The 24443-nt window shown below is 70.4% G+C and carries 16 protein-coding genes and 1 tRNA gene; 9 read left to right on the top strand and 8 right to left on the bottom strand.

All coding sequences use genetic code 11. The features are described from left to right. Positions 1-273 precede the first annotated feature (273 nt). The gene (locus tag ACHWVH_RS13890) at positions 274-1176 is read right to left on the bottom strand and encodes an N-acetylmuramoyl-L-alanine amidase (RefSeq protein ID WP_394687391.1); all 903 of its coding nucleotides are present in this window, start codon (positions 1174-1176) and stop codon (positions 274-276) included. A gap of 346 nt (positions 1177-1522) precedes the next feature. Between ACHWVH_RS13890 and ACHWVH_RS13885 the strand changes: the two genes are divergently transcribed. Continuing rightward, positions 1523-1951, top strand: a complete 429-nt coding sequence (locus ACHWVH_RS13885; RefSeq protein WP_017914487.1) for a ketosteroid isomerase-related protein — start codon at positions 1523-1525, stop codon at positions 1949-1951. Between the two features lie 116 nt (positions 1952-2067). Further along, positions 2068-3582, top strand: coding sequence for an ArnT family glycosyltransferase (locus ACHWVH_RS13880; RefSeq protein WP_394687390.1), 1515 nt, complete (start codon positions 2068-2070; stop codon positions 3580-3582). On the opposite strand, the gene bioC is transcribed toward ACHWVH_RS13880, so the two are convergent. From bioC to bioB, 6 genes are all read right to left on the bottom strand, one after another. After that, the gene (gene bioC, locus ACHWVH_RS13875) at positions 3550-4440 is read right to left on the bottom strand and encodes a malonyl-ACP O-methyltransferase BioC (protein WP_394687389.1); all 891 of its coding nucleotides are present in this window, start codon (positions 4438-4440) and stop codon (positions 3550-3552) included. The genes ACHWVH_RS13880 and bioC overlap by 33 nt on opposite strands. Before the next feature lie 124 nt (positions 4441-4564). Beyond that, positions 4565-5347 carry an SDR family oxidoreductase gene (locus tag ACHWVH_RS13870; protein ID WP_267093368.1) on the bottom strand — a complete coding sequence of 261 codons (783 nt, stop codon included), beginning with the start codon at positions 5345-5347 and terminating at the stop codon, positions 4565-4567. Positions 5348-6056: 709 nt separating this feature from the next. Then, positions 6057-6818, bottom strand: coding sequence for a pimeloyl-ACP methyl ester esterase BioH (bioH, locus tag ACHWVH_RS13865; RefSeq protein WP_394687388.1), 762 nt, complete (start codon positions 6816-6818; stop codon positions 6057-6059). Between the two features lie 49 nt (positions 6819-6867). Next, positions 6868-7221 (bottom strand): hypothetical protein, encoded by a 354-nt coding sequence (locus ACHWVH_RS13860; protein ID WP_394687387.1) that lies wholly within the window; start codon positions 7219-7221, stop codon positions 6868-6870. Further along, positions 7218-8423 carry an 8-amino-7-oxononanoate synthase gene (gene bioF, locus ACHWVH_RS13855; RefSeq protein ID WP_394687386.1) on the bottom strand — a complete coding sequence of 402 codons (1206 nt, stop codon included), beginning with the start codon at positions 8421-8423 and terminating at the stop codon, positions 7218-7220. The genes ACHWVH_RS13860 and bioF overlap by 4 nt, the downstream gene beginning before the upstream one ends. A gap of 101 nt (positions 8424-8524) precedes the next feature. Then, positions 8525-9568, bottom strand: a complete 1044-nt coding sequence (gene bioB / locus ACHWVH_RS13850; protein WP_017914166.1) for a biotin synthase BioB — start codon at positions 9566-9568, stop codon at positions 8525-8527. 49 nt (positions 9569-9617) lie between these two features. Between bioB and ACHWVH_RS13845 the strand changes: the two genes are divergently transcribed. Next, complete coding sequence (locus ACHWVH_RS13845; protein WP_394687385.1) at positions 9618-10349, top strand: double zinc ribbon domain-containing protein; 732 nt, start codon at positions 9618-9620, stop codon at positions 10347-10349. A gap of 206 nt (positions 10350-10555) precedes the next feature. After that, positions 10556-11062, top strand: a complete 507-nt coding sequence (locus ACHWVH_RS13840) for a preprotein translocase subunit SecD (RefSeq protein ID WP_394687384.1) — start codon at positions 10556-10558, stop codon at positions 11060-11062. Positions 11063-11262: 200 nt separating this feature from the next. On the opposite strand, the gene ubiA is transcribed toward ACHWVH_RS13840, so the two are convergent. Then, on the bottom strand, positions 11263-12165 hold the full coding sequence (ubiA, locus tag ACHWVH_RS13835; RefSeq protein ID WP_394687383.1) for a 4-hydroxybenzoate octaprenyltransferase: 903 nt from the start codon (positions 12163-12165) through the stop codon (positions 11263-11265). A 259-nt stretch (positions 12166-12424) separates the two neighbouring features. Between ubiA and ACHWVH_RS13830 the strand changes: the two genes are divergently transcribed. The 5 genes from ACHWVH_RS13830 to ACHWVH_RS13810 all read left to right on the top strand — a co-directional run bounded on the left by ACHWVH_RS13830 (position 12425) and on the right by ACHWVH_RS13810 (position 24155). After that, a tRNA-Arg gene (locus tag ACHWVH_RS13830) sits at positions 12425-12501 on the top strand. A gap of 650 nt (positions 12502-13151) precedes the next feature. Continuing rightward, positions 13152-15074 (top strand): ATP-binding protein, encoded by a 1923-nt coding sequence (locus tag ACHWVH_RS13825; protein WP_394687382.1) that lies wholly within the window; start codon positions 13152-13154, stop codon positions 15072-15074. Positions 15075-15149: 75 nt separating this feature from the next. Beyond that, complete coding sequence (locus ACHWVH_RS13820) at positions 15150-15815, top strand: response regulator transcription factor (RefSeq protein ID WP_226977772.1); 666 nt, start codon at positions 15150-15152, stop codon at positions 15813-15815. Between the two features lie 305 nt (positions 15816-16120). Continuing rightward, entirely contained in the window at positions 16121-17848 is a 1728-nt protein-coding gene (locus ACHWVH_RS13815; RefSeq protein WP_394687381.1) for a ShlB/FhaC/HecB family hemolysin secretion/activation protein, read from the top strand. A 34-nt stretch (positions 17849-17882) separates the two neighbouring features. Next, a complete protein-coding gene (locus ACHWVH_RS13810) occupies positions 17883-24155 on the top strand; it encodes a YDG domain-containing protein (RefSeq protein WP_394687380.1) in 6273 nt (2090 codons plus the stop codon). The last annotated feature ends 288 nt before the right edge of the window (positions 24156-24443 follow it).

Below are 24443 nucleotides of genomic sequence, written 5' to 3'. Positions count from 1 at the left end.
CACGGCCGTGCAAGGGCGCACATCGCGGAGCAGGGCCGCTGTGCGTCTCGGCGGACGAGCAGGGATCCCGGCGGAGATCGAGGGTGAATCCGTCGAACCAGCGGCGATGCCGGGTCGAGGCCGCTGCAGGCGACGACGCTACAGCAGCGCTCCCGTCACGACCTGACGGTCATCGGCGTGCAGGCGCTTCGTTGGATCGCGGTCGTCGCACGCGCGCGGTTCCTGCATGTCTTGGCGTTGCGCGCGCCGACCCGCGGATGCGAGCCCGCGCGCTCACCATGCCGGGTCGACGTACTGGACGACCAGGGCGTTGGCGATGCTCTCGGTTTCAGCGTCGATGATGCCGCTGGTCTTGCGTGGCCTGAAGTGCATCTGGAACGCGGCGACGATGCGTTGCAGTTTTCCGCTCCAACGCCCGTCGACACTCACCTCGTTGTACCCATAACGCTTGAGCGCCCGTTGCAGCGCGAGTACATCGCCGGGCGCATTGGGATCGCGCCCGGCCAGGTAGCGGCGCACGTTCGCCTGGTCCGGCCATGCGCCGATGCCGTGCCGGGCGAGCATTTCCCAGGGGAACAGCGGACCTGGATCGTACTTGCGCAGGGGCGCCACGTCGCTGTGGCCGAGCACGTTCTGCGGTGCGATGCCATAGCGGGTGATGAGGTCGTTGAGCAGCGGCACCAGCGCGGCGACTTGCTCCGGCGCGAAGGCGTACCACTGCCGATTGCCGGCCTTGCCCTGTGCAAAGCCGAGATTGACGATCTCCACACCGATGGACGTATCGTTCAGATTGCTGCGGCCATTCCAGGCGCTCACGCCAGCGTGCCACGCCCGATTCTGTTCGGCCACCAGTTGCAGGACGACCGGCTTTCCATCCACCAGCGCCGGGCGCGCCGGCACCAGGTAATGGGCGCTGACATCCGGGCCTGACAGCACCTTCAGTGAACGGGCGTCATTGAGCGCGGTGTAATGCAGGACGATGAAACGGACGCGTTCGTTTTGCGCCAGGGAGGGCGTTTGCACCGATACGTCGTAACTGCCGCGGTCCAGGAGTGTCGGGGGCGATGGTGCCGCAGTGGCTGGAGTCTGGGGCGGTGAGCGGACAGACGAGCAGCCAGCGAGCAGCAGCGACAGCGACAGCGACAGCGACAGCGACAGGACCACAGTGCGAGACATGCACACTCCTCCGATTGGTTGCGCAGCGCCGGGTGTGTCGACTGCGAGGGATGTGCAAGCGAGTTTGCCGTCGCATCGAAGGCGCTCCCATGGGGCGGCGCCCAAAACAGGCGCGCACTGCGCGGCCGATGGAGCGCGCCCACGCAGCGCGCGCGCAGCCTTGGTGCCCCGTGGCAGTGCCGTCCCGAGTCGCGAAAGATCGCGGGCCTGGCGCGCTGTGTCCGACCCCGTTGGCGCTTGCGGCTGCAGAAGGTCCAGTGCCTCCATCGCCGCCGCCGGTGGCTGCCCGCCGCAGGGCTGTGCCGCGCCGTATGATGGGCCTTTCCACGGCCCGAGGGAGGCAGCCATGAGCAACCACGGAGTTCCTGCGCAGGACCAGGCCATCGCCCTGGTGCAGGCCTATTACGCGGCGTTCAACCGCGGCGACTGGGACGGCATGCTGGGCATGCTCACCGACGATGTCGCCCACGATCTCAACCAGGGCGCGCGCGAGACCGGCAAGGAGGTCTTCGCCGCCTTCCTGCAGCGCATGAACGCCAGCTACCGCGAGCAGTTGCACGACATCGTGGTGCTGGCCGCGCAGGACGGCCGCCGCGCCGCCGCCGAGTACGTGGTGCATGGCGAATACCACCACACCGACACCGGCCTGCCGGAGGCGCGCGGCCAGCGCTACGTGCTGCCGGGCGGGGCGTTCTTCGACATCCGCGACGGCAGGATCGCCCGGGTGAGCAACTACTACAACCTGGAAGACTGGATCGCGCAGGTCTCTGCCTGAGCCACGCGCCGGCCTGAGGCCGGCGCGCTCGCGCTGTCGCAAAACTGTCCGCCGGCCGTCATCTGCGGCCGCAGGCGCGGTGACTATGGTCGCCGCGTCGACCGAGAGGACTGCCGATGCGCGCGCTGCTTCGTTCCCCGGCCGTCGCGGTGGCGCTGCTGGCCTGCACGCTCGCGCTGGCCCTGCTGGGCGCCCGCGGCATCTGGGATGCCGACGAGGGCCGTTACTCCAATGTCGCGCTGAACATGCTGCACAGCGGCGACTGGCTCACGCCCCGGCGCAGCGAGGACGTGGCGCACTGGACCAAGCCGCCGTTGACCTACTGGGCGATCGCCGCCAGCGTCGCCGCGTTCGGGCCGTCGCCCTGGGCGGCGCGGTTGCCATCGGCGCTGTCCTACCTGCTGTGCGTGCTGCTGGTGTGGCGCCTGGCCGCGCGGCTGTTTCCCGAACGCCCTGAGCTGCCGGCGCAGGCGGCGCTGCTGTACGCGACCATGCTGGCCCCGTTCGGCGCGGCGCAATGGATTTCCACCGACTTCCTGCTCGCCGCCTGCGAGACCCTGGCGGTGTGGGCCTTCGTCGAAGCGCGGGCGCATCCGCCCGGACAGGGCAAGCGCTGGATCGCGGCGATGTGGGCCGGCTTCGCCCTTGCGTTCATGACCAAGGGCCCGCCTGGCCTGCTGCCGCTGCCGGCGCTACTGCTGTTCAACGCGGTGACGCCAGGGCCGCCGCGGCGCGCGCTGCAGCTCTCCGGCATCGTCCTGTTCGTGGTGCTGGCGCTGCCCTGGTACCTGGCGGTGATCCACGGCCATCCGGGATTGCTGCAGTACTTCGTCGGCGACGAGGTGGTCAAGCGCGTGGCCAGCGATGCGTTCGGGCGCAACGCGCAGTGGTACGGCTGGGCGGTGGCGTATGCGCCGATCCTGGTCCTGGGCACGCTGCCGTGGACGCCGGCGCTGGCGCGTTGGGCCTGGCAATTGCAGCGGCAACTGCGGCAGTGGTGGCGCGATCCGGCGTTGCGCCTGCAGCAGGCCGCGCCGCTGTTGCTGACCCTGTGGCTGCTGCTGCCGCTGCTGGTGTTGTGCCTATCGCGCTCACGGCTGCCGCTGTACGTGCTGCCGCTGTTCGTGCCGCTGGCATTGCTGGCGGCGTGGCAGCGCGCGCAGGAGGGCCGGGCGCCGTGGCGCTGGCCGTGGCTGCTGGGCTGGTGCGGATTGCTGCTGGCGCTCGAACTGGCCGTGGCGCTGCTGCCCACGCACAAGGATGCCGGCGCCTGGGCGCAGGCGATCGCGCAGCGTGCCGATGCGCCGGTGCGCGAGGTGGTGTTCGTCGAGGACATGGCGCGCTACGGCCTGCGCCTGGAGTTGGGCGCGCAGGTACGCAAGATCCGCCTGGACCCAGTGCGCGCCGCGCCGCGTTTCGGTCCCGAATACGACGCCGATCTGCTCACGGTGTTGCGGCAACCGCGCGCCGGGCGGGTGTGGGTGTGCAAGCAGGAGGCCTGGCCGCAGGTCGCCGCGCGCATCGCCGCGCAGGGCGCACAGGCGCAAGCGTTGGGGATGCCCTACCAGGGTCGGGTGCTGTTCCGGGTGCTGCCTGGCTCAGTCGCCGCGGCGGCGGATCGGGATCGCTGACAGCGGCACCGCGGCGATCTCGCCGCCGCCCTCGCGGATCGGCGCGCCCGGCGGCGGCGCCCAGGCGTGCGCGTAGATCACTTCCCACGTGCTGGGCAGGGTGCCGTCGGCGCCGCGCAGCGGCTCGTAGGCGGCGCTGGCGGCGGCGAAGCGGCCGCGGCCGGTGAGGGTGTGGCGGCGCGCCTGCAGCGCGTTGGTGGCGCCGATCGCGCGCAGTTCGCGCATCAGCGCGGCAAGGTCCGGATAGGTCAGGTTGAACACGTCGCGGTCCAGCACCGGATCGCGGAAGCCCGACAGCATCAGCGCATCGCCGAACTGCGCGATCGACGCGAAGCGGCTCACGTGCGGCGTGATCCGGTCGGCCTGGGCGAAGGCCTCGCGCAGTTCGATCAGGGTGTCCGGGCCGAAGCTGGAACACAGCAGCAGGCCGCCGGGGCGCAGCACGCGGCGGAATCCGGCGAACACCGCCGGCAGGTCCTCGACCCACTGCAGGCACAGATTGCTGAAGATCACATCGACGCTGTGCTCGGCCAGCGGCAGCGCGCGCGCATCGGCGCAGACGCGGCCGAACGGCTTCCACCAGCCGGCCTGGCGCTTGGCCTGCTGCAGCATCGGCAGCGCCTGGTCGAGCGCGATCACCTGCGCGCGCGGCCAGCGCTTCTTCATCGCCGCGGCGGCATGCGCCGGACCGCTGCCCACGTCCAGCACCACCTGCGGGACGCGGTCGCCGAGGTAGTCCAGCGATTCCAGCAAGCGCCCCTGCACCTCGCGCTGCAGCGCCGCGGCGGCATCGTAACTGGCGGCGGCACGCGCGAAGGCGCGGCGGATGTGCTGGGAGTCGAACGCGGAAGGATCCATCCGCGCATTATCGCCGCCCGCGTTGTGCCGCGGCCAGCAGCGCCACCTGCATCACCGCGTTCTGCGCACGCGTCGCCAATCTCGGCTTACGAATCCCGACTCCCCAATCCCCACTCCCGGCTTCTCAGAACGTCCCCGGATAGCTGCCGCCATCCAGCAGCAGGTTCTGCCCGCTCAGGTAGCCGGCCTGCGCGCTGCACAGGAAGGCGCAGGCCGCACCGAATTCTTCCGCGGTGCCGAAGCGCCCGGCCGGAATCTGCCGGCGTTTGCGTTCGGCCAGGTCGGCGGGATCGATGCCCTCGCGCTGCGCGGCGTGGGCGATGTTGCCGCGCAGCCGGTCGGTGTCGAACTGCCCGGGCAGCAGGTTGTTGATGGTCACGTTGTGCGCCACCGTGCGCCGCGCCAGCCCGGCGACGAAGCCGGTGAGGCCGGCGCGCGCGCCGTTGGACAGCCCCAGGCTGTCGATCGGCGCCTTCACCGCGGCCGAGGTGATGTTGACGATGCGGCCGAAGCCGCGCGCCTGCATCGCATCGACGGTGGCGCGGATCAACGCGATCGGTGCCAGCATGTTGGCGTCGAGCGCGCGCAGCCAGTCCTCGCGTTCCCAGTCGCGGAAATCGCCGGGCGGCGGTCCGCCTGCGTTGTTGATCAGGATGTCGACCTGCGGGCAGGCGGCCAATGCGGCGGCGCGGCCGGCCTCGGTGGCGATGTCCGCCGCCACCGCGACCACCTCGCCACCGCCATCGAGCGCGCGCAGCTGCGCCGCGGCCGCCTCCAGCGCGGCCTGGCCGCGCGCCACGATCACCACATGCACGCCTTCGCGGGCCAGCGCCTGCGCGCAGCCCAGTCCCAGCCCCTTGCTCGCGGCGCAGACCAGCGCCCATTTGCCGGCGATTCCAAGGTCCATGCTTGCGTTCTCGTTCGAAGGAACCGCGATGATCGGACATCGGCGCAGTGGCGGCCAGCCTCGCTCCGCGACGTTGAGGACACTGGCACGTACGGCAGGTGCAGGAGCGGCTTCGCTGCGTAGCGTTTTGCTGCCATGCGTCGCGACTGAAGTCGCTCCCACAGGGGTGGCCGGCATCCTTGTGGGAGGGACGTCAGTCCCGACGACGGAGGGTGTCGGCCGGCTTTGGGCTTCGTCACATCGCGACTGCAAGACGATTGAGCAGGCAAGACACGTGTTGGTGCGACGTCGCTGCGCTGCGTTCGACTGCCATGCGTCGCGACTGAAGTCGCTCCCACAGGGATGAGCCGGGCGTCCTTGTGGGAGGGACTTCAGTCCCGACGACGGAGGGTGTCGGTCGGCTTCCGGCTTCGCTTGTCGCGGCGGCACGACAGTTGAGTCCCACGGCGGAGCCGCTTGCGTCTTTCTGACGTCGGTGCGGGTCGCGTGATGCCTTGTGGGAGTCAACTGTCATGCAGCGTGCGACGCGCGAGACGGTGTGCGCTTTCCGATGGCGCAATGCGTCGGGACTGAAGTCCCTCCCACAGTGCACCCGGCGGGCTCGACGCAAGCGCTTGTAGAGCGGCTTCAGCCGCGACCCGACGCAACAGGCGTGTCGCGGCTGAAGCCGCTGCTACGACAGCACCATGGAACGCGCGGCACGACGCCGCTAGTCCAGCGTTGCCAGGAATCCGCGCAGTGCTTCGGCCACGGTGTCGGCATGGCCGAGGAACGGGGCGTGGCCGCCGCCGGCGACGATCAGTGCGCGCGCGTTCGGCGCCAGCGCGGCGGCGGCCTCCATGCCTGCGGGTGGGACCAGGCGGTCGCGCTGGCCGCCGATCCACAGGCTGGGCACGCGCAGGCCGGGCAGGGCGCGGCGCAGATCGGTACGTTCCAGCAGGGTCAGCCCGTCCTGGAGCACGTGCGGGTCGGGCGTGCCGCGGGCGTCGAGCGCCTCGCGCAGGGTACGCAGTTCGGCGCGCGCGTGCGCCGAGCCGAGCGTATCCAGCGCCAGGAAGCGCTCGAGGGTGCCGCGATAGTCTTCGGCCAGATCGCGGCCGAACTGTTCGAACACCTGCGGCTCCACCGCGTGCGGCCAGTCGCTGCCGCGTACGAAGCGCGGCGTCGCCGCGAGCATCGCCAGCCCGCGTACCTGCGGTTGCGTGGCGGCGGCGTGCAGCGCGAACAGCCCGCCCAGCGACCAGCCCAGCCACACGGCCGGCGGCGTGGCCGCGGCGATCGCGCTGACCACGTGCGGCAATGCCAGCGGCGTGTCGTCGCCGCGGCTGTGGCCGTGCCCGGGCAGGTCCACCAGGTGCAGGCGGTACTGCGCCGTCAGGCGCTCGACCAAGGGCGCGAAGATGCCGCCGTTCAACGCCCAGCCGTGCAGCAGGACCAGATCGGGGCCCTGCCCCAGGGTGTCGATATGCATCGTCGTCCGTCGTCACGAAGGAACAGGAAAGGCCGCGTCGGCCGTCGCGTCAGTGCGCCGCGCGCTGCGCCAGCACCTGCGGCAGCAGCAGGCGCCACTGTCGGCGCGGATAGCCGCGGGTGCACCAGGCGGATACGCGATGCGCACCGCGGCGCTGCTGGATCGCCGCACTCAGCCAGTCGCCGTCGATGCCCTGCCAGGCGCCGGCCGTGGTCAGCAGGTTCGGCGCCAGCCGCGGATGCACGTCCTCGCGCAGCATCTGCCACAGCGTGTCGGTGGCGAACGGCGAGGCGGCGAGTACCGCGGCGATCTGCGCATGCCGCGCGTCGACCGCATCGTCCAGGTACAACTCGGCCAGCGCGTCCCACACCGCGCGTCGCGCGGCGAGGTCGGTTGCGCTCATGCCGGCACGCCGGGCGGGTGCGCGGCCACGCGATCGCGCGCCAGCGCCAGCGCGTCCAGCAGCGCCTGCACCTGCGCCGGCGTGTGCAGCGCCGACAGGGTCACGCGCAGCCGCGACTTGCCTTCCGGCACGGTCGGCGGGCGGATCGCCGAGACCAGGTGGCCTGCCTGTTCCAGCGCCGCCGACCACGCCAGTGCGGTGCGCTCCTCGCCGCACAGCAGCGGCTGGATCGGCGTGTCCGAGGCCATCAGTTCCAGGCCGTGACGGCGCGCGCCGCCGCGGAACAGGGCGATCAGTTCGACCAGCCGCTCGCGCCGCCACTGGTCGCGCCGCGCCAGCTTGACCGCCGCCAGCGAGGCCGCGGCCTGCGCTGGCGGCAGCGCGGTGGTGTACAGATACGGCCGCGCGGTTTCGGCCAGATGCCGGATCAGCGTGGTATCGCCGACCACTGCGGCGCCGTAGCCGCCCAGTGCCTTGCCGAGGGTCACCAGTTGCAGCGGAACGTCGTCGACACCCAGGCCGGCCTCGGCGACGCTGCCGCGCCCCTGCGGGCCGACCACGCCGACGCCGTGCGCGTCGTCCACGTACAGCAGCGCCTGTTGCGTGCGCGCCACCAGCGCCAGCGAGCGCAGCGGGGCGACGTCGCCGTCCATGCTGAACACGCCATCGGTGGCCAGCATCGCCGCACCGTCGGCGGCGTGCTTGAGCTGGCGCATCGCGCCTTCGGCATCCAGGTGCGGATAGCGACGCAGGCGGCAGCCGGCCAGGCGGCTGGCGTCGAGCAGGCTGGCGTGGTTGAGCCGGTCCTGCACGCACACGTCCTCTTCCTCGCTCAGCAGCGCCTGCTGCACCGCCAGGTTGGCGATGAAGCCGCTGCCGAACAGCAGCGCCTGCGGATAGCCGAGCCAGTCGGCGATCTCGCGTTCCAGCGCCTCGTGCAGCGCGTGGTGGCCGCACACCAGGTGCGAGGCGGTGGCGCCGGCGCCCTCGCGCGCGGCCGCGTCCTGCAGGGCGGCGACCACTTCGAACTGCTGCGCCAGGCCCAGATAGTCGTTGCTGCAGAAGCCGGTCAGCCAGCGGCCGTCCACTTCCAGGCGCACGCCGTCGCGGCGGCCGACGCTGCGGCGCACGCGCAGGCGCCCCTGCGCTTCGCGTAGGGCGCGCGCGGACTGGATGCGGTCGTGCAGGTCGGGACGGGCCATGGGCGCGGGACGGGCATCTGGCGGGCTAGCGTAGCGCGTCCCCGGCCGGGCCGGGCGCCGCCGGCGATGGACGGCCGGATCGGCGGACGGACGCCCCAGGCTCAGACCAGCGCGGCGGCGATCGCCGGTGTGGGCTGGGCGGTGATGTCCGCGTGCACGGTGCCGGGATGGTCGTGCGCGTCGGCATCCACCATCACCTGCATCGGCCGCAGCCCCAGCCGCGCGAACAGCGCCTGGTCACGCTCGGTGTCCGGGTTGCCGGTGGTCAGCAGTTTCTCGCCGTAGAAGATCGAGTTGGCGCCGGCGCAGAAGCACAGCGCCTGCAGTTCGTCGCTCATGCTCTCGCGCCCGGCCGACAGCCGCACCATCGCCCGCGGCATCGCGATGCGGGCGACGGCGATCGTGCGCACGAACTCGAACGGGTCCAGCTCGACCGTGCCGTGCAGCGGGGTGCCGGCGACCTGCACCAGGCGGTTGATCGGCACCGAGTCCGGATGCACCGGCAGGTTGGCCAGCGCCTGCAGCAGGCCGGCGCGCTGGTCGCGCGACTCGCCCATGCCGACGATGCCGCCGCAGCAGGTCTTCAGGCCGGCGTCGCGCACGTGGGTCAGGGTGTCCAGGCGGTCCTGATACTGGCGGGTGTGGATGATCGAGTCGTAGAAATCCGGCGCGGTGTCCAGATTGTGGTTGTAGTAGTCCAGCCCGGCCGCCTTCAGCGCCTGCGCCTGGGTGCCGTCGAGCATGCCCAGGGTGGCGCAGGTCTCCAGGCCCAGCGCCTTCACCTCGCGGATCATCTCCGCCACCTTCGGGATATCGCGGTCCTTGGGCGAGCGCCAGGCCGCGCCCATGCAGAACCGCGACGCGCCGGCGGCCTTGGCCTGGCGCGCCTTGTCCAGCACCGCCTCGGTGCTCATCAGCTTCTGCGCCTCCACGCCGGTGGCATAGCGCTGCGCCTGCGGGCAGTACGCGCAGTCTTCCGGGCAGCCGCCGGTCTTCACCGACAGCAGCGTGGACACCTGCACCTGCGCCGGATCGAAGTGTTCGCGATGCACGGCGGCGGCGCGGTGCAGCAGTTCCGGGAACGGCAGGTCGAACAGGGCGAGCAATTCCTGGCGTTGCCAGTCGTGTCGGACGACAGCGGACATGGGGGTTTCCTGACGGTCAGCGGCTGGGAAAGCGGGCAGTCTGGTAAGCATGCAACGTCCTGTCAACTTCGCGATGGCTGGTTTGGTTGACGGCGGTTGGCGCTGGCTGCAGGGCCGCCTGCTGCCGGAACGCTGCCTGGTGTGCGGGGAGCCCGGCGCGCCGGGCCTGGACCTGTGTGCCGCCTGTCGCGACGATGTGCCCTGGAATGCGGCGGCCTGCTGCCGCTGTGCACTGCCGCTACAGGCGCTGGATGCCGAGCAGGTCTGCGGCGCGTGCCAACGCCGGCCGCCGCCGCTGGAGCGGGTGGTCAGCGCCTGCGTGTACGCCGCGCCGGTCGATGGCCTGTTGCGCCGCTTCAAGTTCCATCAGGACCTGGCCGCCGGGCGCCTGCTCGCCGCGCTGCTGCAGGCACGCTGCGCGGCCTTGCCGCGGCCGCAGGCGCTGCTGCCGGTGCCGCTGCATCCGGCCCGGCTGCGCCAACGCGGCTACGACCAGGCGCTGGAACTGGCGCGGCCACTGGCGCGCGCGCTGGCGCTGCCGCTGTGCCTGGAATTGCAGCGGGTGCGGGCGACCGCGGCGCAATCCGAACTGGATGCGCGCGCACGCCGGCGCAACCTGCGTGGTGCGTTCGCGGTGCCGGATTCGGCGGCGCTGCCGGCGCACGTGGCGCTGATCGACGACGTGATGACCACCGGCGCGACCCTCCACGCCGCGGCAAAGGCGCTGCGCCGCGCCGGCGTGGAACGGGTCGATGCCTGGGTGGTGGCGCGGGTGCCGTGAGCGTGGTCGTCCATCGGGCGCGGGCGCGGGCGCGGGCGGTTGGCGTCGCTGGACAGCGCGCGACCGGGCCGCGCATGTCTTGCCTGCGAATCGGCCGGCGCGTCGCAGCGGCGATCTGCCGGATGCTCGCGCTTGTGCGCATGAACGGTCGGCGGACGCACCCGGCTTTATGATCGTGAGGAAGCCAACAACGAAAGGAGCTTGCGATGCGCTGGAAGGCGTTGGGTCTGTCGATGGCGCTGTGTGTGTTCGGTGTCGCCGCGTGTGGGTATGACAAAGCCCCGGATGTCGCCGACGCCAGCCCGGTCAAGGCGAAGCTCGAATGGCGCCTGGTCAGCCATGCGCCCACCGCCGGCTATGTACAGGCCGACTATCACGGGCAGCCGGTGTACCTGGCGCCACGGACCCTGCTGGTCGTGGAGGATGCGGCGACCGTGGCGTCCGCCGACAGCGGCAATGGCCAGCCAGCGCTGGACCTGCGCTTTCCTGGACATGGCCAACGCCTGACCCAGGCCACCGAGCAGAACGTCGGCAAGCCGATCGCACTGCTGGCCGACGGCAAGGTGCTGACCGTGGCCACGATCATGGCGCCGCTGCCGGGGGACAGCCTGCGGATCAGCGGGCTGCAGGACGTGCAGGAACAGCAACGGGTGTTCGCGCTGCTGACCCACGCGCCGGCCGCGGATGCGCCAGCGCAGGACGCCAAGCGCTAGAACGCATCGGGGCGAGGAGGAGCGGCGGATGCCGCCTCCTTGTCAGGTCATGCGTGGGTCGAGTCGATGGCCTGGCTGACGGCGGGGCGCGCCGGAAAGTGACAATGTCGGCAGGGCGCGTCCTAGACGCCGATCTTTTGCGAGGGCCATGGAGCACGTTTCACAGTCCGGCGCGCCCTGTGCGTGATCGATGACGGTCCCTAGCCGGCGCGCAGTGCCAGCGCCGCGGCAATGCCGGCGAAGATCGCCAGGCCGACCCAGTTGTTGTGCAGGAAGGCGCGGAAGCACGCGGCGCGTTCGCGGTGCCGGGCCATGCGGAATTCGACGACGACCAGCAACGCCGCCACGCCCAGCCCGGCCCAGTACCACACGCCCAGGTCCGCGCGATGCCCGACGAAGGCGAGAGCGACGAACATCAGCGCGTACAGCACGCCCTGGATGACCAGGTCGAGTTCGCCGAACAGGATGGCGGTGGACTTGGAGCCGGCGCGCACGTCGTCCTCGCGGTCGACCATCGCATACCAGGTGTCGTAGGCGGTGGCCCACAGGATATTGACCGCGTACAGCAGCCAGCCCAGCGCCGGCACCTCGCCGCGCACCGCGGCGAAGGCCATCGGAATGCCCCAGCCGAAAGCCATGCCCAGGTAGACCTGCGGCAGGTAGGTGTAGCGCTTCAGGTAGGGATAGCTGGCGGCCAGGAACAGCCCGACCACGCTCAGGCCGATGGTCAGCGCGTTCATGGTCAGCACCAGTGCGAACGCCACCAGCATCAGCACCGCGAACACCGCCAGCGCTTCGCGGCCGCTGACCGCGCCTGTGGCCAGCGGCCGGCTGCGGGTGCGCTCGACCTGCGGGTCCAGCCAGCGGTCGGCGTAGTCGTTGATCACGCAGCCGGCCGAGCGGGTCAGCCACACCCCGGCGGTGAACACGAACAAGGTCCACAGCGGCGGTATCCCATCGGCGGCCAGCCACAGCGCCCACCAAGTCGGCCACAGCAGCAGCAGCACGCCGATCGGCCGGTCGCCGCGCAGCAGTTTCCAATACTGGCCCAGGCGCGCGCGCGGCGGCAGCGCGGCAGGCGTTTCGTAGCGTTCGTAACCCATCGCGCAAGGGTAGCAGCCGCGTGGTGCCGGCGGTGCGTCGCGGAGGTGGATGCGCCGTGTCCTGCGTTGGTTGGCCGAGCGCCGCAGGACGCGGACGGGCGCCAGGCGTCCACGGCGAGGTGGCCGCCGCGCCGCATGTCGACGCAAGGTGCCGGTGAGCGGACGGCGGCGGCCGCATGCCCACGGCGCGCGCGACGTCGCCGGGCCGTGCGAATGGGGGAGACGCGGACCACGAATGCCGTTAGAATGCGCGTCCGTTGCGCCCGTAGCTCAGCCGGATAGAGTAGTGGCTTCCGAAGCCATTGGTCGGGGGTTCGAATCCCTCCGGGCGCGCCATCCCACGCCGTGCATGCCAATCCTGTCTGGCATCGCCCGCGTCCTGTCCGCCATCTGCGCAGGCTCCTCTCTCCTCTTTCGCTTCCGCCGCCCTGCGGCCGTGCGAACGCATGCGTTGCTCGCTGCCGGGCGCTATGGCGCCGATGCGTCATGCCCGCGCGATCCCGACCTTGTGCCAGCGCTTGGCCAGCGTCCCATCCGCTCCCAGAAGCATGGTGCGCGGCGTGCTCTGCTGGAGCCGCTTGCGCGGTGTCCGAGCAGGGCGCCAGGCGTGGTACTGGCTGCGGTACGTGGCATGGGTGCGTGCGTGTTCGGAGACGGGACGTGCGCCGAAACGCACGGAACGAGGTGTTGCGCAACGTCATAGGTTGATGAATTTCACATTACATGTCTCCCTGTGTAGAATTTCGAAGCGGCCAGGGTAGTGTCCGCCACAGGGCCGGCATGGGGATGCCGCTCGCAGTGCTTTCAGTGACGCCCGCCACCTGCATACGCACACGTTCGGATACAACGCCGGGTTCTTCATGCGCCGCCGCTCGACGCTCACGCCCCTGTTGCTCCTGATCGTCCTGTTGCTTGGCGGGTGCGGCGGGATCCAGTCGGTCTCCGAGCAGGGCCGCCGCTCCATTGCCCTTAACGGGCACGTACAGATGCTGCGCGACCGTGCCGGCACGCTCGACGTGCACGCGGTGGCGGCGCGCGGCGACCTGCAGCCGACGTCGCCGGAGTTCAGTCTCGGCTACATCCCTGATGCGGTCTGGCTGCGCCTGCGCCTGGATCGCATGACCGGCCTGCCTCGGGTGCTGATGTTGCAGGTGGACGCGCCGCTGGCCGATACCGTGCGCCTATACGTGCCGCAGCCGGGCGGTGGCTTCCGCGAACTGCGTCGCGGCGAGGACGTGTCGCGGCGCGAGTACCCCTACCTGCTGCGGACGCCGGTGTTCCAGTTGGAAGCGCCGGATGGACGCTATCCGGAGGTCTACCTGCGCCTGACCGAGCGCAATGCGATGACGGTGGCGCTGAAGCTGTGGGAGCCGCAGGCGCTGCTCGCCCACGAGGCCTTGTCCGCCAGCCAGGACAGCATCTTCCTGGGCTTCATCCTCGCGCTGTGCATGGCCGGCACCTTCATCTGGCGACGCAGCGGCGTGGGGCCGGTGCGCTGGTATGTCGCCTACATCGCCACCAGCGGCTACAGCGTGTACAAGACCCGGGGCCTGGTCGGCCCGTTCTTTCGTCTGGACACGCACGACGGCGGCGACACCGTACTCGGCGTGGTGCTGGCGCTCAGCGTGGCCATCGCCGTGTCCTTCAGCGTGCGGTTGATGGCTTTGCACACGCATTTCCCGCGGCTGTCGCGCGCCTACGAAACCTTCGTGTGGCTGGTGATCGGCGTCGCCTGCAGCGGATTCCTGCTTGGCAGGTTCGGCACGGTGATGCCGTTCGTGCAGGGGCTGAGCCTGGTCAGCGTACCGTTGCTGCTGCTGGTGGCGGCTTACCTGAGCTGGCGCGGCCAGGCCATGGCCAAGCTGTACCTGGTGGCGTTCCTGGTGCTGTACATCGCATTCTTCCGCGGCTTCCTGATCAACCTTGGCCTGCTGCCGAACACGCCGTGGCTGCGCAATGGCGCGCCGCTGGCGGTGGGCCTGACCCTGCACCTGTTGTTGCTGACCTTCAGTTTCGCGCAACGCTTCTACGCGCTGGAGAAGCAGCGCCAAGATGCATTGGCCCTGGCGCTAGAACTCTCGCAGCAGTCCGAGGCATCGCTGGAGCACAAGGTGCGCGAACGCACCCGCGAACTGGCCGAGGAAATCGTGCAGCGTCAGGCCACCGAGCAGCGCCTGCGCGAGAGCAAGACGCAATTGCGGCAGGCACTGGTCGCCGAGCAGCGGCTGCGCGAGGAGCAGCGCGAATTCGTGACGTTGCTGTCGCACGAGTTCCGCACGCCCTTGTCGATCATCCATGCCAGTGGCCAGATGCTGCAGGACACGGAGACCGCGCTGCAACCGGCAGGACGCCGCCGCATCGAGAAGATCCAGCGATCGGTGGAGCGCATGTCCGAGTTGATCGAACGTTTCCTCGACGATGAACAGGTGCTCTCGGACGAAGGCGCGCTCAAGCGCGAGGTGTTTGCGTTGCCTGCGCTCATCGACGAGGTGCTGGGCGCGCTCGATCCGTCACGCGAGCGCGTGCGGGTCGAACTGGCCCAGGCGCCGCTGCGGGTGGATTGCGACCGCGGCCTGCTGCGGATCGCCCTGGACAATCTGTTGGGCAACGCCCTGAAGTACTCCGGGCCGGGACAACCGGTACGGCTGACGGCCACGGCGCAGGCGCAGACCCTGATCCTCGGCGTCGCCGATCAGGGTCCCGGCATTCCGCAGCACGAGCACACCGGGATCTTCCGCAAGTTCGCGCGCGGCAGCGGCAGCGGCGGCACTGCCGGCGCGGGGCTGGGGCTGTACCTGGTCAAGCGCATCGCCCTGCGATTGGGCGGCGAATTGACCCTGGACAGCGACGGCCGCGGCGCGACCTTCAGCCTGCGCCTGCCCCAGGCCGTCGCCGCGGAGGGGCGGTGAGCATGCGCACGCACCGCACATGCGGCGCACGGCATGGCGTCGCGCGCCGCCGCCGCGCCGGGGAGGCACGCTGACATGGCATTGATCGGTCTGCTCGAAGACGAAGTGGATCTGTGCGAGGAACTGCAGAGTTATCTGGTCGGCGCCGGACACCGCGTGGTATCCGCTGGCTCGGCCGCGGCCTTCTTCGCCGCAAGTGCCGGGCTGCGCTTCGACGTGGTGATCCTCGATCGCGGGCTCCCCGATGCCGATGGCCTGGAGATCGTGGAGCGCCTGCGCAGCGCCTCCCCGGGCGTCGGCATCATCATGTTGACCGCACGCGGTGCCAGCGAGGACCGCATCCATGGCCTGGAGAACGGGGCCGACCACTATCTGGTCAAGCCGGTGCGCCTGGCGGAACTGGCGGCGCACGTGCGTGCGCTGTTGCGGCGGCTGCCGCGCGGCTGGCGTCTGGTCGCCAGCGAATGCTGCCTGTACACGCCGGAGGATGCGCGTCTGGAACTGAGCGCGCGCGAGTTCGCGCTGTTGCGGGTGCTGGCCGTGCGCGCCGGCGAGATGGCCGGCCGCCGCGAGGTGGCCGAGGCGCTGGGCTGGGACTGGATGTCCTTCGACCAGCGTCGCCTCGACACCTTGATCAGCCGACTGCGTCGGCGCTGCCGCGACGCCTGCCGCCAAGAACTGCCGATCCGCACCGAGCACGCGCGCGGCTACCTGACGACCGAGCCCGTGCGTGTGGAGTGACTGCGCCACACCGTAAGGCGAGCGTGCGATGGCGATCTTGCGCAATCGAGTGCGCGCACGCTGTGGCGCCGGCGATGCGCGTCAGAATTCCGCCGCCGATGAGGGTGGCGTGCCGGGCGCCGACCGTTTGAGTGCGCCAAAAATCCGCCGAAAAAGCCTGCAATTCTGCGGCGCGAGCGGGATGCGTATGCGGTCTTCTGACGTTACGCGGGCGTGTCAGAACTCGTAAGTTTTCACACCCTCGTGATCTCCAGAATGGCGCCGATCAACAAGGGCGCGTTCTGCGCACCACACGGGGACATTGCATGAATACCACGCGGCTGGCCAAGCTTCTTGGCCTCGGCTCGTTGCCACTCGCTGTCAATTTGGCTCTTGCGCAGACGGCGCCGCCGGACGCGGGTTCGCTGCTCAACCAGCAGCAGCGCCAGGAACGGCTGCAGCCGCCGGCCGACGATGCGGCCGCGTTGCTGCAGGCGCCGTTGCCCGATGCGCCGGATGGCGGCTTCAGCGCACGCATCGACCGCGTCCGCTTCAGCGGAGCCGAGGGCGCGATCGACACGCAGGCGCTGCAGGCGGTGGTTGCCGATGCGCTGGGCAGGTCGCTGACCCACGCGCAGTTGCAGGCGCTGGCGCAGCGGGTCAGTGCCGCGCTGCAGGCGCAGGGTTATCTGCTGGCGCGCGCCTATCTGCCGCGGCAGGACCTGAGCAACGGCGAGCTGGAGATCGCGATCATGATCGGGCGTCTGCAGAACGCGCCCGGCCGCGTGCAGGTGCTGTCCGACGATGCCGCGCTGCGCGCCCGCGCGACCGGCATCGCCGATGCGGCCTTGCCCGAAGGGCCTGTGCGCAACGACCAGTTGGAGCGCGCGCTGCTGTTGATCAACGACGTGCCAGGCGTGAGCGCGCGTGCGACGCTGGAAAAGGGCGCCGAGCCCGGCAGCAGCCGCCTGCTGATCCGTGCCGATAGTGCGCCGGCGTGGATCGGCGGCGCGAGCGTGGACAACTTCGCCAACCGCTACACCGGCGCGTGGCGCAGCAGCGCCTGGGGCGCGGTGAATCGGCCGTTCGAGCACGAGGACCTGCTCGGCGTGAACCTCAGCCACAGCAGCGGCAGTGATCTGCTGGGTCTGAACTACGCCATCGGCCTGACCCCGTCGGGTCTGCGCGCCAACGTCGCCGCCTCGTCGATGCACTACGCGGTTGGCGCCGAGTTCAAGCCGCTGGACCTGCGCGGCAGCGCGCGTACCGTCAGCGCCGGCCTCAGCTATCCGCTGTTGCGCACGCGCAAGCGCAGCCTGTGGATCAGCATGGACGCCGAGCGTCGCGAGCTGGTCGACAAGGCGCTGGGCCAGGTCCTGCGCGAGCGCAATCTGGACCGGCTCACCACCATGCTCAGCGGCAACGCCTGGGACGGTTGGTGGGGCGGCGGTTACTTCGGCGCCAGCCTGGGCTGGGTCGCCGGCCGTGTGGAGTTGGACAACGCGGCCGACCGCATCGCCGACGGGCTGAGCGCGCGCACCCGCGGCAGCTACAACAAGCTGGTCTGGCGCGTGGAGCGCAATCAGAGCCTGGGCGGCTTGAGCAACTGGGGCCTGTACGTGGGTGCCAATGGCCAGTTCGCCAGCAAGAACCTGGATTCGTCGGAGAAGTTCCTGCTCGGCGGCCCGTCCGGGGTGCGCGGGCATGCGGTCGGCGAAGGCAGCGGCGACAACGGCTGGCTGGTCAATGCCGAGCTGCGCCGCGATTTTCTCGTCGCCAGGCACGTGCGTGCGCAGGCGCTGTTGTTCGCCGATCACGGCCACGTGCGCCAGCACATCGATCCGTGGGCAGGGTCGGTGATGCCGTGGTCGGGCAATGCGTACGACCTGTCCAGCGCTGGTATCGGCCTGAACCTGCAAGGCGAGCGCTGGTCGCTGCGCGGTGCCTGGGCGCACCGGCTGGGCGACAACCCCGGCCGCAGCGCCGCCGGCCTGAACGCCGACGGCCTGCGCGACGACCACTACCTGTGGCTGCAGGCCAGCCTGCGCTTCTGACGCCGCCACTCCACGCCTTCTGAGGACGATTCGCATGAATCACATCTACCGTTTGATCTGGGACGAACTGCGTGGCGCCTACGTTGTCGCCGCCGAAATTTCCCGCCGCCGCGGCAAGCGCAGCGGCACCGTCGTGCGCGCTGCCGCCGCCGCGATCGCCATCGGCAGCGTGCCGCTGTCGGCCTATGCCGTGGATCCTGGCGCATTGCCCGACGGCGCGCAGATCGCCGCCGGCAATGCGCACCTGGACCAGCACGGCGCCAACCTGACCGTGCATCAGGACAGCCAGCGGCTGATCCTGAACTGGAACAGCTTCGACATCGGCAACCAGGCCAGCGTGCGCTTCGAGCAGCCCGACAGCACCGCCATCGCGCTGAACCGCGTGCTCGGTGGTACCCCCAGCCAGGTGCTGGGCGAACTGAGCGGCAACGGCCAGGTCTGGCTGGTCAATCCCAACGGCGTGTACTTCGGCAAGGGCGCGCAGGTGGACGTGGGCGGGCTGCTGGTCAGCTCGCTTGGCATCAGCGACAGCGACTTCCTGGGCGGACACGCGCGCTTCGCCGCCAGCGGTGCGGCCGGCGCGGTGCGCAACGAGGGCGCGATCCGCGCCAACGGCGGCGTGGTGGCATTGCTGGCGCCGGCGGTGAGCAACACCGGCAGCATCGCGGCGGGCCAGGTCGGCCTGGCCGCAGGCGATCGCGTTGCGGTGGACTTCGGCAGCGACGGCCTGCTGTCGCTGGCGGTCGCCCAGGACGCGCTGAAGGCGGAACTGGCGCAGAGCGGCACCATCCGCGGCAACAACGTGGTGCTCAGCGCCGCCGGCGCCAGCGCGCTGCGCTCCAGCGTCATCAACATGGATGGCGTGGTCGAAGCGACCTCGCTGGGCGCGCATGGCGGTCGCATCCTGCTCGACGGCGGCGACGCCGGCCAGGTCCACGTCAGCGGCCGCCTCGACGCCAGTTCGGCGGCCGGCCAGGGCGGCCGCATCGACGTGCTCGGCCAACAGCTACGCCTGGACGGCGACGCGCGCCTGGACGCCAGCGGCGCGACCGGCGGTGGCGCCATCCACGTCGGCGGCGGTTGGCAGGGGCACGATCCGGCGTTGCGTAACGCCACCCACGTGGAGGCCGATGCCAGCGTCGTGCTCGACGCCAGCGCCGGCAGCAGCGGCAACGGCGGCGAAGCGGTGGTCTGGTCCGACGGCGACACCCGGTTCGCCGGCAGCATCGCCGTGCGCGGTGGCGCGCAAGGCGGCAACGGCGGTCGCGCCGAAGTCTCCGGCAAGCAGCAACTCGCCTACAGCGGTCGCACCGATGCCAGCGCGGCCAGCGGCGCGATGGGCGACCTGCTGCTGGATCCGGACACCATCAGCATCCAAGGCGGCGGCACCGGCATCGGTTCCCTGGGCGGAAGCACGGTATACGTGCGGGACCTGCAGGCGCAGAACGCCAACGTGATGCTGGTGGCCGACAATGGCATCACCTTCGGCGACCTGTCGCTGAACGGCGGCAACGGCCGCCTGAGCATGGCCAACAATGTCAGCCTGCGTCTGGAGAACACCAACGGCACCATCAGCTTCGCCAATCCGACCAATACGGTGGAAGTGTTCGGGACCGGCAGCATCTACATGCAGAGCGGACGCACCAACACCGGCTTCCTGAGCAGCATCGGCAACCTGATCGCACATGGCTCCGGCACCAATCCCGGCACGCTGCCGACCCACGACGTCACCCAGAACGGCAACGGTACCCCGGGCGCCGGCTCGATCACCCTGTACGGCGCCGACGGCATCTCGGTCAGCGGCGCGCTGACCACCAATGGCGGCTACGTGCGCATCTGGGGCGACTCGGACAACATGGGCGGCGGCGACCTGACCCTGAACTCGCCGATCTTCAGCAATGGCGGCAACGTGTACCTGTCCACCGGGCAGGGCGCGGTGACGCTGAACTCCAACATGACCCTCGGCGCCGGGCGCGTGCTGTTCAAGGCCGATGGCAGCTACACCAGCGGCGAGAAGATCCTCAACGGCCTGATCGACGCCAGTGGGGACTTCAACATCGATACCGCCTTCACCATGAAGGGCAACGCGAGCATCTACACCAGCGGCAACATCGTGTTCGGCAACGTACCGGTCAATCTCGATACCGGCAGCGGCGTGCTGGTGCTGCGCGCCAACAAGATCGACTGGGGCTCGTCGACCCTCAACAACCTCAGCACCGCGTCGATGCGCCTGGAGCCGTACGATCCTTCGGTCAACATGGTGCTGGGCGACGCCAACGGCTTCGCCTCGGCGGCGACGCTGAACAAGTTGCCGGGCATCCGCAACCTGACCATCGGCCGCGCCGACGGCACCGGCACCATCAGCGTCTCCGGCAACTACAACTTCAACGCCAGCGGCAGCTTCGAACTGCTCGACAAGACCCTGGACATCACCGCCGGCAGCCTCAGCAACAGCACCGGCGACGTGATCCTGACCGGTGACACCATCAACCTCAGCCAGCATGTCACCGCCAACGGCGGCAACGGCAAGGTCACGATCCGGCAGATGACCGCGGCCAACGCCCTGCATCTGGGCACCGGGCTCAGCAACGCGACGATCGGCCAGGTCAACGCGGCCACGCTGGAAGTGGGCCGCAGCGACGGCGGCGACCTGGTGTTCGACAGCGACATCGTCACTGGCGCCAGCACCGTGAGCCTGAAGAGCGGCCAACGCGTCTTGGGAGTCAACGGCGGGGTATCTGCGGCCAAACTGGCGGTCACCGCCGGCGCTGGCGCCACCCTCAGCGACAGTACCTTCAACTTCACCACGCTGGCGCTGGACGTGGGCGGCGCCACCCAGATCGCCAGTTCCAGCGCCACTTGGGGCCTGGGTCTCGCCGACACACTGACCGGCTTGAATGTGCGCGCCGGCACCACCGGGACGGTGGGGTTGAACGCGACAGCAACCTTGGGCCTGAACAGCGCGATCAACTTCAACAACAGCGCCGCCACCCTCGCCGCCACTGCCGGCACCGGTTTCGATGCGGCCAGCACCACGCTGAGCAATCAGACGGCAGCTACCGTGGCCTTCGCCGTGTCCGGCGGCAACCCGTTCGCGTTCGGCGGCAGCAGCACTGTCCTGAGCGGCAGCATGCTGTCGCGCTTCAACGGCGTGAGCACGTTGCGCGTGGATGCGTCGGGCAACGACGTGACGATGGGGGCGTTCAACGTCGCCGTTGGCAACCGCATGCAGGTGCAGGCGCGTCGTTTGCAGCAGACCGACGACGTCGGCGTGAGCGGCGGCAGCCTCTATCTCAGCGCCGCGCAGGGCGGCCTGAGCCTGAACCACGGCATCAGCGCCGCGCAGACGCTGTCGCTCAACGACGTCGCCGGCACCGGCATCCAGGGCAGCGGCGCGTTGACCGCCGCGGCACTGGCGCTGCGCTCCAGCGGCGCGGTGTCGCTGACCTCCGCCAGTACCCTGGTGAACGCGATCGCGGCGCAGAGCGGCGACCTGACTTTCCGCAACAACGGCAGCCTGCTGGTCGGCAGTGTCGATGGCCTCGCCGGCATCGCCTCCACCGGCGCGGTGGACGTGCGCCTGACCGGCGCCAGCGCGGACCTGACGCTGCAACAGGCGGTGAGCGCGGGCAATGCCGCGCAGCGACAGACCGGCGTGCTGCTGGCGGCCGGCCGCAACTTCATCAATCAGGCAGGCAGCAGCGCCGTAAGCACCGGCAATGGCCGCTGGCTGGTGTATTCCATCTCGCCGCTCAATGACACCCGCGGCGGTCTGACGCCGCAGTTCAAGCAGTACAACGCCGGCACCGGCAGCACCGTGCTGGATGCGGGCAGCGGTTTCCTTTACCGCGTCGCTCCGACCGTTGCCGTCGCCCTCACCGGCGCAGCCAGCAAGACCTATGACGGCAATGCCGCTGCCGCACTGGGCGGGATCGGCTACACGGCCAGCAGCGGTGCGATCGACGGCGATACGGTCGTCGTCACCGGCACCGCCGCGCACTACGACAGCAAGAACGTCGGCCACGGCAAGGCAGTCACCGTCGACGGCCTGAGCGTGGACCACGCCGGCAACGGCGCGGTGCGCGTGTACGGCTACGGTCTGGCCAGCATCAGCGCCAGTGCCAACATCGGTACGATCAGCCAGAAGACGCTGCAGCTGGGGGCCGGCTCGATCCAGGGCAAGGTCTACGACGGCACCACAATCGCCAGCCTGGGGTCGGCGGCCCTGAGCGGCGTGGTGAGCGGCGACGACGTGCGCTTCGCCGGTGCGTCCGGCGCGGTGTTCGCCGACAAACGCGCCGGCGTCAACAAGCAGGTCACCGTGTCCGGCATCGCGCTCGGCGGCAGCGATGCAGGCAACTACCTGGTCGACAGCACGGCCTATGCCGACATCGCCAAGCGCACGCTGACGGTGGCGGTCGACATCGCCGGCAAGGTGTACGACGGCGGGATCGGCGCGCAGGTGCGCAACGCCACGCTCGGCAATGCCGTCGTCGGCGACGATGTGTCCGTCGCCACCCAGGCCGCGTTCGTCGACAAGAACGTCGGCGACAACAAGAGCGTCGTGGTCGCCGCACAACTCGGCGGCACCGATGCCGACAACTACGTCATGGACGTGGCCACCTCGACGCCGCGCGGCAGTACCGCCTCGATCACGCCCAAGACGATCGACGCCGGCACGCTGAGCGTGACGGCCAAGGTGTACGACGGCAACCGCACCGCCAACGTCGGCAGCAACGGCCCGGTCGGCACGCTGAGCGGGGACGACGTGGCGCTGGTCCTGCAAGGCCAGTACGACGACAGGAACGCCGGCACGGGCAAGCGGGTGGACGTGACGGCCGGCTTGCGCGGTGGCGATGCCGGCAACTACCAGTTGCTCGCGACGCGCCTGCAGTCCAGCGGCGACATCACGCCCAAGACGATCGACGCCGGCACGCTGAGCGTGACCGCCAAGGTGTACGACGGCAACCGCACCGCCAATGTCGGCAGCAGCGGCCTGGTCGGCACGGTCGGTGGGGACGACGTGGCGTTGATCTTGCAGGGCCTTTACGACACCAAGAACGCCGGCACCGGCAAGCGGGTGGACGTGACCGCGGGCCTGCGCGGTGGCGATGCCGGCAACTATCGCCTGGTCAACACCAGCCTGCAGTCGCGCGGCGACGTGGCGGCGAAGGAGCTGACCGTCGGCAATGTGGCCGTGCTGGACAAGCGCTTCGACGGCGGCAGCGACGCGGTGCTGGTACTGCCGCCGCTGCGTGGCGTGGTCGCTGGCGACGAGGTCGCGCTGCAGGGTCGGGGTCAGTACGACAATGCCTCGGCCGCGGCGGGCAAGACGGTGCAGATCGCGCTGGCCCTGAGCGGTGCCGACGCGGGCAACTACCGCCTGACCGACGCGCGTCAGCAGACCGTCGCCGGCATCGAGGACCTGCCGGGCCGCAACGCGGTGGACGCGGTCTCGCAGCCGAGCATGGGGGGCAACGGCACGCAGCCGGGCGGCACCGCCGACGGCAATTCGTTGACGGCGGCGGGCGCGATTTCGGCAGCGGCCGGCGCGATGGGGGAACTGGGCGCATCGGCGCAACCGCGGCTGGGTGGAACCTCGCTCGATCCGACCGGCGCCGGCAGCACGGCATCGGGTGGCGGCGCCGGCGGCAGCGGTAGCGGCCTTGGCGGTATCGTCGGTGGTTCGGGCGGTGCCGGCGGCACTGCCGGCGCTGCGATCGGCACGGGCACCGGGACCACCGCGGCCGACGGTGCCACCGGCTCGGCGGTCCCCAATGCCGGTGGCAACGGCGCAGGCAACGTCGCCGATGCCCAGGGCGGTGCTGGCGGCGCAAGCCAGGGTGCCGGCCAGCGCGGCGGTGCCCCGGGCGATGTGGCGATGGAGCAGGTGCTGCGCAACGGTGCCGGCGTGAGCCTCGCTACCGGTGGCGAGACCCTGGCGCAGCCTGAAGTGGCGGTGCTGACGGTGTTCGACGGCGAAGGCCGTGCGCTGGGCCGCCTGCGGGTGGAAGACCTGGGCAGCAGCCTGGCGCTGCACCCGCTGGACGGCAGCGCGCCGACCGCGCCGAACCTGCAGCAGAACGTTCGCGCCAGCGCCCAGACCAGTGTGGCCGTCGATGCGGACGAGAACGCTACGCTGCGCCTGTCCCTGCTGGAAGACGGCACGCTCCACGTGGTGGCGCCGCGTTCGGCCGCACGCATGGACCGCGAAACGCTCAGCGCCTACGCGCTCGGCGCGCTGAAACAGCAGGCGGGCGTGTCGGTGCAGCAGGTGCGCGCGCTGGTGCTGAGCTTCGTCGACTGACGGAGTGGCGAGGGACACAGGGGCGGCTGCCGCCTCTGCGTCCCGGCGGCCTGGCTGATCGGGGGAAAGGCCAGGCCGGGTTCGACCGTCTCGGCGCGGGTGATGCGCCTGAAGCGGAGGCAGCGGCGTCCGCGGTGCGATGGTGGCAAGCGCGGAGCACCCTTGCGGTGAGATCAAGGTCATCGCCTCGCCATCGTCGCGCCGCGGATGCGCCACATTCTGGAGGTGTCATTGCCTGATGCATGCAGGGTGCGACACAGCGCGACCCTGCGTCGCACAAGCCCTCAT

Source organism: uncultured Xanthomonas sp. (genome assembly GCF_964278005.1).
GTDB classification, from domain to species: Bacteria; Pseudomonadota; Gammaproteobacteria; order Xanthomonadales; family Xanthomonadaceae; genus Xanthomonas_A; species Xanthomonas_A sontii.
The sequence above is the reverse complement of the archived record's forward strand: the minus strand, read 5'-3'. Positions and strand labels throughout refer to the sequence as shown.